Below are 8,945 nucleotides of genomic sequence, written 5' to 3' on the forward strand. Positions count from 1 at the left end.
CAGGTCCGATTGAACGACGTTGCGTGGCTGCTGAATACCCGGCCAAGAAAACGTTTTGACTTTCAGACCCCGCAGGAGCTTTTCGACCAAGCAACGGCGGATTACCTCAATCATGTTGCGCTTGATTCTTGAATCCAAGCAGCCTGAACCGTACTGACTTTCCCGGACACGAAAACTAACCGACTCTGACTGCTGCGGCTTGGTCGACTTGGAGCGGTGTCCGATAGCCGAGCGTTTCGTGCAGCCGTTGGCGATTGTAAAAGACCTCGATGAATTCGAATATGGCTGATCTGGCCTGTTGCCGATCAGCGTAGTTGTTGCCCCACACTAGCTCGTTTTTCACGGTGCTGAAGAAGCTCTCAGCGACCGCGTTATCCCAGCAATCCTTCTTGCGGCTCATGCTTGATTGCATACCGTTGGCTTGTAGCAGATCGCGATAGCGCTGGGATGAGTAGGTGCTGCCCCGGTCGGTGTTGAGCCGGCCTGAGTTTTGACCCCAGTTTATGCTCGCGAACGAGGATGCCAGCGCACAGGCAGATTTTACGTCCAACATCGATACCGATGGCTAACGGACTGATTCCGTGATCAGTGTGCCCTCAGCGCCTCCGCGATGGGCAGGCGCGCTGCGCGGATGGCGGGAAACAGGCCGCCGATCAGGCCGATGGCGCAGGCCCAGGTGATGCCGGTGACGATCAGGCCGCCGCTCACGGTGAGCCGGAACACGACCTGACTGAAATTGCCGCCTAGCGTTGATACGGCGTTGCCGTTGAAGAACAGCCAGGCCAGGGCCGAGCCGATCAGGCCGCCGATGAGGGCCAATACCACCGCTTCGACGATGACCGACATCACCACCGGCATGCTGGAAAAGCCCAGCGCGCGTAGGGTCGCGATCTCCACCGACCGTGACGATACTGCTGTGTACATGGTGTTGAGCGCCCCGAACATCGCGCCGATGGCCATGATGCCGCCAACGAAATAGGCGAGAAAGTTCAGAACCTTGGTGAGCTGCTCGGATTGTTGCGCGTAGTACTGTGGTTCGGTGCGCGCATCGACCTTGAGTGTCGGATTGGTCGTCAACGCATCCTTGAACGCGGTGAACTGCGCAGGGGATTCCAGCATCGCGGTGAGCGATTGATAGCCGTTGCGCCGGTAGGCGGACAGCACGGTTTCGTTGTCGGCCAGCAGTTCCGATTCATGGTTGTCGCCGCCTGTGGAGAAGTGCCCGACCACGGTCCAGGACGAATCACGGAATTCGATTTCATCGCCAATCGCCAGATTGTCGAACTGTTGGGCGGCGGATTGTCCGACGATGAGCTCACGTACCGCAGGCGCGTACATGCGACCGGCGACCAGTTTGAATTCGGGGCGCAGGGCTGCCAGCTTGTCGCAGGTGCCACGCAGCGTGACATTGGCGTCAGAGGCATCGGCCAGCGTTTTCATGCTGATGATGACGACGACCTCCGGGCAGGCAATCGCCTCGCCCTGCGCATCGCGCCGCAGGCCGGCGGTGTCGAGGATGGTCTGCGCGTCCTCGCGGGACAGGCTGCTGTTGATCTCGGCCTGAGAGCCGCCGCGTAACACCAGCGCACGGTCGTCGCGGCCGGTGTTCTCCATGGTGGCGCGAAAGCCGACGACCATTGCCAGCACCGACACCAGCACCGCGACCACGCCCGCGATGCCGACGATGATGACGGACGAGGTGCCCAGCCGCTGGGGCAGGGCCTTCAGGTTCATGCCGGTGACGGCCAGGGTTTGCTTGAGCATGGGTTGGTTCCTCTACCGTCCGGCCAGCGCGTCGACAATGGACAGCCGCATCGTGCGCAGCGCGGGGATAAGCGCGATCACCAGGGCCAGCAGCACTGCGGCGATCAAGCCCGATAGCACGACATCCGCCGGTAGGGTCGCCTGACCGATCACGCCCTTCATGGCCGGAAACATCAGCGAGGACAGGCCCAGGCCGAGCACCGCCGCAAACAGGCAAAGCAGCAATGATTCGATGACGACAAACACCGTGACCGTGGTGTCCGAGAAACCCAGGGTCTTGAGTACGGCGAGTTCCGGTACGCGCTCCCGCACGGACTGCATCATCGTGTTCCCGGTCAGGAACAGCAGGGTGAAAAACACTGCGCCGAGAATCGCCGTGACGATGAAATTGATGTCGCCGAACTGTTTGATGAACGACTGGGAGAATTCCTTTTCGCTCTGCGTCTTGGTCTCGGCCGACGAGTTGGCGAATAGCGCGTCCACGGCTCGTGCGACTTCGGCGGCGCGGCCCGGGTCGCTGACCTTAATCAGATACCAGCCCACCGTGCCGTTGCCGAAGGCGCGGGCTTCGTCGAAATAGCTATGGTTGAACAGGAAGCCCTGCTCCTGATTGGCATCGCTGGGCACGGTGTAGGTGCCGACGATGTCGAATTCCCAGTTTGATGTACCGTCAGCGGCCTTGGTCCAGATCGAGGACTGAATCGGGATGCGATCGCCAACCGACCAGTCGTATTTGGCCATTAGCGCCTGGCCGACGACCGCGCCGGTGCGGGTTTGTGTCAGCTTGCGTACGGACTCGTCGGCGATCTGCAGCTCCGGTACCAGCGGCAGGTAGAGCTCCGGGTCAACGGGTGAACCGAACACGAACTGCTGCGGCTCCTGGTAGTACGAGCCGAACCAGGTCGCATAGGCGACGCCCTCCACGCCGGACACGGCGTTGATCTGGTTTAGGTAGGAGATCGGCAGCGGCTCGGTGAGCGATAGCTTGTTGATCGTGATCAGCCGATCAACATTCGCGAGCTCCACGCCGCGATTGATGGCGCTGTTCACGCCCTGCAGCATGCCGAACAGCAGGAATGCGACCACGATGGACAGCAGCGTCAGCAGCGTGCGCGCCTTCTTGCGCCACAACGATGCCCAGATCAGCGGGAAGAACTTCATCCCGCGGTCTCTGCGGATTCGACCAGACGCCCCTTGTCCAGATGTAGCGTATGGGTTGCGTACTCGGCGGCCTTGGGATCATGTGTGACCATGATGATGGTCTTGCCGTGGCTGCGATTCAGCTCCTGCAGCAGGGTGAGGATTTCGTCGGCTGTCTTGCGGTCCAGATCGCCCGTGGGTTCGTCGCAAACCAGCAGCGCCGGGTCGCCAACCAGGGCGCGGGCGATTGCGACGCGCTGAGCCTGTCCGCCGGACAACTCGTTCGGCTTGTGCTTCGCGCGGTCCTTGAGCCCGACAATGTCCAGAGCGATTTGCGCGTGCTCCTTGCGCTTGCTTGCGGACAACTTGGTCAGCAGCAGGGGTAGCTCCACATTGCGCTGCGCCGAGAGCACCGGCAGCAGGTTGTAGAACTGGAATACGAACCCGACGTGATCAGCGCGCCACTTGGCGAGCTTGCCGGAGGACAGCCGGTCGATTCGCTCGCCATTGACCGCAATCTCGCCGCCACTGGGCTGGTCGAGCCCGCCGATCAGATTGAGCAGGGTTGTCTTGCCGGAGCCGCTCGGCCCCATCAATGCCAGGAAGTCGCCGGCCGCGATCTCCAGATCCAACGCCTCCAGAACCTGGACGGTTTCCTTGCCGCGTGTGTATGACTTTGTCACGCCACGCAGGCTGACCAAGGTTTCGCTCATGGTTTCGCTCCCTATTCGCCTGTCTGGACGGTGACACCGTCCGCGAGTTCGTCCAGCGGGCTCGTCGCCACCTGATCCCCCGGGGCCAGTCCCGCCACGATCTGCACCCGGTCGCCGCGCGTCAAGCCTGTGGTCACGGCGCGCCGTTCCACCGTGTTGCCCCGAACCAGGTAGACGATGGCGGCGCCCGCGTCATCGGTGACCGCCGTACGCGGAATGAACACGCCGTCCAGCGAATCCTGCTCGGGCGCTTCGTCGCCCAGAAAGGCGACGCGTACACCCATCTCCGGCAGCACACGCGGATCGCTTTCCAGGATCGCCACCCGGACCTTGATCGTGGCCTTGCTGCGGTCGGCCGTCGGAATGATGGCAATGACACGGGCCGGAATCGTCCAGTCCGGATAGGCGTTCAGCTTTGCCGAGGCTCGTTGATCGGCGCTGACGCGATTGATGAAGTTCTCGTTGACATCGACTTCGATTTCCAGCGAATCCATGTCGACAATGGTGCCGATGCCGGTACGCGTGAAACCACCGCCGGCGGACAGCGGCGACACGATTTCGCCGACCTGCGCGGCCTTGACGGTGACGATGCCGCCAAACGGGGCGCGCACGACGGTTTCGTCCAGCTGGCGTTGGCGCACATCGACGCTGCGCTCGGCGACGATGACATTTTTCCCGGCCGCGGCAAGTTGTGCGGCGAGCGCTTCGGCGTCGGCACGCGCGCTATCACGCAGCGCATTGCTGACCAGGCCTTGCGAGGCAAGCTCCTGGTTGCGGCGGTCGATTCTTCGGGCGTCTTCCAGGCGCACCTGCAGCTGCGCCAGCTCGCTGCGTGCAACGCCTAGCTGGGCTTGCGCCAGGGCCAACTGGGCGTTCTCGTTGGTGTCTTCCAGGGTGGCGATGATGTCGCCGGCCTTCACACGCTGGCCTTCCTCGATCATCACTTCTGTGACCTTGCCGGTGATCTTTGCCGACACGGTGGCACTGCGGCGGGCAACCACGTAACCGGAGGCATCGAGCACGGAGGCGCCGGTATTCAGCCCGGTCGATGCCGGCACCGCGGTCGCCGAACGAATCGTGACCGCGTCATGCCGATCGCTTATCAATAGCCATGCCGCGGCCACGACGACGATCAACGCGGCACCGGCCATGGTCCATCGATAGGCGCCGGAGCGGTCCGCGCGCGATGGCGGCTCTCGCTCGATCTTCAGTGACGCCAATAGTTCGGACTTGTCGCTCATGACGAACGAGCCGCCTCTCCCCGGAATCTGCACACATTATGCAGCGGAATCCGGCATCCGTTGGGTGTGCCGAAATTCCCTCAAGTCTGGCTGGTCAAACGATTTCCTCTGCCCACACCTTGAAATGTTCCAGCTCGTTGGCTCCGAATGTCGTGCTGATCGCGACATCTGCGGCGTCGCGACCGCGTGCGATGAGAATGCGTCCAATGCGTGGCTCGTTGTTGCGTGCATCGAACGTGTGCCACGCGTCGCCCAGATAAGCCTCGAACCAGCCAGCAAAATCCATCGGGCCGTGCGGCGGCGGAACGCCGATATCGCCCAGGTAGCCCGTGCAGTAGCGAGCCGGAATGTTCATGCAGCGGCAAAGCGCGATTGCGAGATGGGCATAGTCGCGACAGACGCCGGTACCGGACTGGTACGCCTGCAGCGCGGTTTTGGTCGCGTCGGCATATTCGTAGCCGAAGGTGATGTGCTGGTGCACAAAATCGCAGATCGCTTGCACGCGCGCCCAGCCGGGCGGGGTGCCCGAAAAGAGCTGCCAGGCGATGTCAGACAGGCAATCGGTTTCGCAGTATCGGCTGCCCAGCAGGAACACCAAGGCCTCGGCCGGGAGAATCTGAACATCGTGTTGTCGCGCGTCGGGCACCGGCGTTTCGAGCAAGCCGGTGTCTTGTACCAGGGCATCCGCGGTTAGCGTGAGCTGCCCGGCAGGCGCCACCAGACGCGTACACCAGTTTCCGAACCCGTCACGGTAGGCCGCCATGGCAGTCGACGGTCGCGTGATCAGATGATCCACCCGAAGCAGGTCGGAGGCGCGGCTGTGGTGGATGTTCAGCGTCACGATGAGCGGGGTGGGTTGCGGGAACTGGTAGGTCAGTTCGTATCCGACTCGGATCTGGATCATGTGGCCTCGATGGTTGGGGGCAGGGCTCAGGGGCGGGGGCGTTCGCGCGCTTAGCGATGCTCGGCGGCGTTCAGCGCATGTCCGAACAGGTTGGCCAGCCGTCCGGCCCAGGTGGCCTGGCCGTCCGCGTCGCCGATCAGGTCCTGACGGATTTCGATCCCGACATGGGCGATGCCGCGTTGCTCGCCGTGGATCGGCAGCGTGTAGTCCATGTCGTCGTCGATGGCATAGGGCTCGTTCATCCCGACATGGAGCCGGCGGTCGCGGCGCAGCAGCCTGGCGAATGTTTCGGCCAGCGCGGTGTGGTGACGCGCCATCAGGCCCACGTGCCAAGGCCTGGCAACGCGATCCATAACGGGTGTGAAACTGTGGATCGCCACGAGCTGCATCGTGCGCCCCGCCTGTGCGCGCTCATCCAGAATCGAACGAATGGCCTCGTGATACGGCAAGAAGATTTCGCGCTGACGCGCCTCTCGCTCCTGCTGGTTCAATCCCGTGTTGGCCGCGATCGGACCGCGCTCGCTTCGGGTGCGGATGGAATCCGGGGCGTCCAGCGGACGGTTGCAGTCGATCACCAGGCGCGAGTAGTTCTGAGTGACCGCCGTCGCATCCAGGCGGTCGGCGAGCTGCCTGACCACGGCGCCCGCGCCGATGTCCCAGGCGATGTGGCTGCGCTGCTCCACCTCGGTGAGGCCGAGTTCGTTCAGACTGGGTGGGATCTGACGGCTTGCGTGGTCGCAGACCAGCAGAAAATCCGACCGGCCCTCGGGCCGAATCACGGTTGTGGGTGGCGCGTCGGTGTCTGCCAACAGGGTCGGCAGGCGCACGTCGATGGCGGTCATGCTGATGGCTCGACGGCGGGCCGGCGCCGGGGTGGCATATCGCAGGCGTTAAGGTCGTGTGGGACGGACCACTCACCCATGGCGATACCCATTTGCTGGAGACCGCGGGCGAGCCTTTTCAAGGCTTCACGATTTCCGCGTGTGGCGATGCCGCTGCCTTTGCGGGCCAGGAGCGTTTGAAAGCGGTCGACGAACAGCGCGCGGTCGCGAACTACATTGCCGGTGGACAATTTCGCGTGCGCCCACATGCGGATTGGCTGGAATTCCAGCGACGTGACAGTGAACGATCCGGTGGAAAGTCGGCAGACGACAAAATCACCGAATCGGGTCATCCGGCCCCCGTCAGCGAAAACGGTGGTCATCATCGTGAGGCGAGCGGTCATGAAGACCTCCTGGCATGTCGGGCGGCACGAAGCGGCAGCCAGGATGCAATGCTGGAGGCGTCCGTTAGGAACGTGGCACGTGAAGCCTGTGCCCTGTCCGCAGTATGCGCCGTTTAGTTGATAACTGCCGAACCGCCTTCGTTTCGCGCGATGGTCATGCCCGGTGCGGGCATCCGGCCGCAACATGGCGTGGGATAGACTCGGCGTCTCTACCGGTGTGTGACAAGTCGCCCGGCAAGACCGGGTCTGATGCGACAAATCCCGTGACTGCGAGAAAACTATGACCCGATCCCGTTTCGTCCTGTTGTTCGTGATAGTCGCCGCGGTCGTCGCATTTTTTGCGTTTGACCTCGGTCGCTATTTTTCGCTTGATTACATCAAGGACCAGCAGGCGGCGATCACCGGCTTCTACGAGGCCAATCCGGTGGGCACGGCGCTTGGGTTCGTCGCCATCTACGTGGCGGTTACCGCCTTGTCACTGCCGGGTGCGGTGATATTAACGCTGGCCTCCGGGGCGATTTTTGGTCTGCTCGTGGGCACAGTCCTGGCGTCAATCGCATCGACGACCGGAGCCACGCTGGCCTTTCTGATTGCGCGGTTTCTGTTGCGCGACACGGTGCAGGCCAAATACGGCAAGCGGCTGGAAGCGATTAATCGCGGTGTGGAGCGCGACGGCGCCTTTTACCTGTTCGGGCTGCGTCTGGTGCCGGCGTTCCCGTTTTTCGTGATCAATCTCGCGATGGGACTCACGCCGATCAAGACGGCGACCTTCGCTGTCGTGAGCTGGGCGGGCATGTTGTTCGGCACGGTTGTCTTCGTGAATGCGGGGACTCAGTTGTCCCAGGTTTCCAGTCTGGGCGATATCGCCTCGCCGGGGCTGATCGGCTCCTTCGTGCTGCTGGGCATCTTCCCGCTCATCGCCAAGAAGGTCATGGACGTGATCAAGGCGAAGCGGGTCTACAAGGGCTGGGACAAACCGAAGTCCTTCGACCGCAACCTCGTCGTGATCGGTGGCGGGGCGGCCGGTCTGGTGAGCGCCTACATCGGCGCCGTGACGCGGGCCAAGGTCACGCTGATCGAACAGCACAAGATGGGCGGCGATTGCCTGAACTATGGTTGCGTGCCGTCGAAGGCGGTGCTGCGTTCGGCCAAGCTGCTGTCGCACATCTCACGCTCGCAGGATTTCGGCGTGCGCGCGGCATCGGCCGATTTCGACTTCGCCGAGATCATGGAGCGGGTCCAGCAGGTGATTCGCGACATTGAGCCTCACGACTCCCCCGAGCGCTACGAGAGCATGGGCGTGGAGGTGATCCAGGGCCGGGCCAGAATCACGTCGCCGTGGACCGTCGAGGTCGATGGCCGCGTGCTGACCACCCGCGCCATTGTCATCGCGGCGGGGGCCGAGCCGCTGGTGCCGCCGATTCCAGGCCTGGATCAGGTGGACTATCTGACCTCCGATACCGTGTGGAACCTGCGCGAACGCCCTGATCGGCTGGTCGTGCTGGGCGGCGGGCCGATCGGCTCCGAACTGTCGCAGGCTTTCGCTCGCCTCGGCGCAGAGGTGACCCAGGTCGAGATGGCGGACCGGATCATGGGCAAGGAAGATCCCGAAGTGTCCGAAGCCGTGGTCGAGCGTTTCCGCGCCGAAGGCATCGGCGTGCGCACAGGCCACAAGGGCAAGGCCGTGGAGCTGGTCGATGGTCAGCCGCAACTGCTGGTCGAGACGCCGGCCGGTGACGAAGAGCGGATTCCCTTCGATCGCATCCTGCTGGCCCTCGGCCGCAAGGCACGGCTTAGCGGTTACGGCCTGGAAGAGCTCGGCATCGAGGCCGATCGCACCATCGTCGCCGATGACTTTCTGCGCACCAAGTATCCGAACATCTACGTCGCGGGCGATGTGGCCGGGCCGTACCAGTTCACCCACACGGCTTCGCACATGGCCTGGTACGCCGCGGTCA

The 8,945-nt window shown here is 63.0% G+C and carries 9 protein-coding genes; 1 reads left to right on the top strand and 8 read right to left on the bottom strand.

The genetic code is table 11. The features are described 5' to 3' along the window. Window positions 1-175 precede the first annotated feature (175 nt). The 8 genes from ACE1EY_RS02725 to ACE1EY_RS02760 form a co-directional block, all read right to left on the bottom strand. Entirely contained in the window at window positions 176-553 is a 378-nt protein-coding gene (locus tag ACE1EY_RS02725) for a transposase (protein WP_370299403.1), read from the bottom strand. A 32-nt stretch (window positions 554-585) separates the two neighbouring features. Next, window positions 586-1,764 (bottom strand): ABC transporter permease, encoded by a 1,179-nt coding sequence (locus tag ACE1EY_RS02730; protein ID WP_291514240.1) that lies wholly within the window; start codon window positions 1,762-1,764, stop codon window positions 586-588. Between the two features lie 12 nt (window positions 1,765-1,776). Then, window positions 1,777-2,925, bottom strand: a complete 1,149-nt coding sequence (locus ACE1EY_RS02735; RefSeq protein WP_291514241.1) for an FtsX-like permease family protein — start codon at window positions 2,923-2,925, stop codon at window positions 1,777-1,779. Then, complete coding sequence (locus ACE1EY_RS02740) at window positions 2,922-3,617, bottom strand: ABC transporter ATP-binding protein (protein ID WP_291514242.1); 696 nt, start codon at window positions 3,615-3,617, stop codon at window positions 2,922-2,924. Before ACE1EY_RS02740 ends, ACE1EY_RS02735 begins: the two co-directional genes overlap by 4 nt. 11 nt (window positions 3,618-3,628) lie before the next feature. Then, entirely contained in the window at window positions 3,629-4,858 is a 1,230-nt protein-coding gene (locus tag ACE1EY_RS02745) for an efflux RND transporter periplasmic adaptor subunit (protein ID WP_291514243.1), read from the bottom strand. 94 nt (window positions 4,859-4,952) lie between these two features. Continuing rightward, entirely contained in the window at window positions 4,953-5,762 is an 810-nt protein-coding gene (locus tag ACE1EY_RS02750) for a transglutaminase family protein (protein ID WP_291514244.1), read from the bottom strand. A gap of 50 nt (window positions 5,763-5,812) precedes the next feature. Then, window positions 5,813-6,604: an N-formylglutamate amidohydrolase gene (locus ACE1EY_RS02755; RefSeq protein WP_291514245.1), complete on the bottom strand. Its 792-nt coding sequence runs from the start codon at window positions 6,602-6,604 to the stop codon at window positions 5,813-5,815. Next, a complete protein-coding gene (locus tag ACE1EY_RS02760; RefSeq protein ID WP_291514246.1) occupies window positions 6,601-6,987 on the bottom strand; it encodes a hypothetical protein in 387 nt (128 codons plus the stop codon). Before ACE1EY_RS02760 ends, ACE1EY_RS02755 begins: the two co-directional genes overlap by 4 nt. A gap of 280 nt (window positions 6,988-7,267) precedes the next feature. On the opposite strand from ACE1EY_RS02760, the gene ACE1EY_RS02765 reads away from it, so the two are divergent. Continuing rightward, window positions 7,268-8,945, top strand: a 1,678-nt coding sequence (locus ACE1EY_RS02765) for an FAD-dependent oxidoreductase (protein WP_370299404.1), incomplete at its 3' end; no start/stop codon positions are given.

The sequence above is a fragment of the Abyssibacter sp. genome, from assembly GCF_964229365.1.
Lineage (GTDB): Bacteria > Pseudomonadota > Gammaproteobacteria > Nevskiales > OUC007 > Abyssibacter.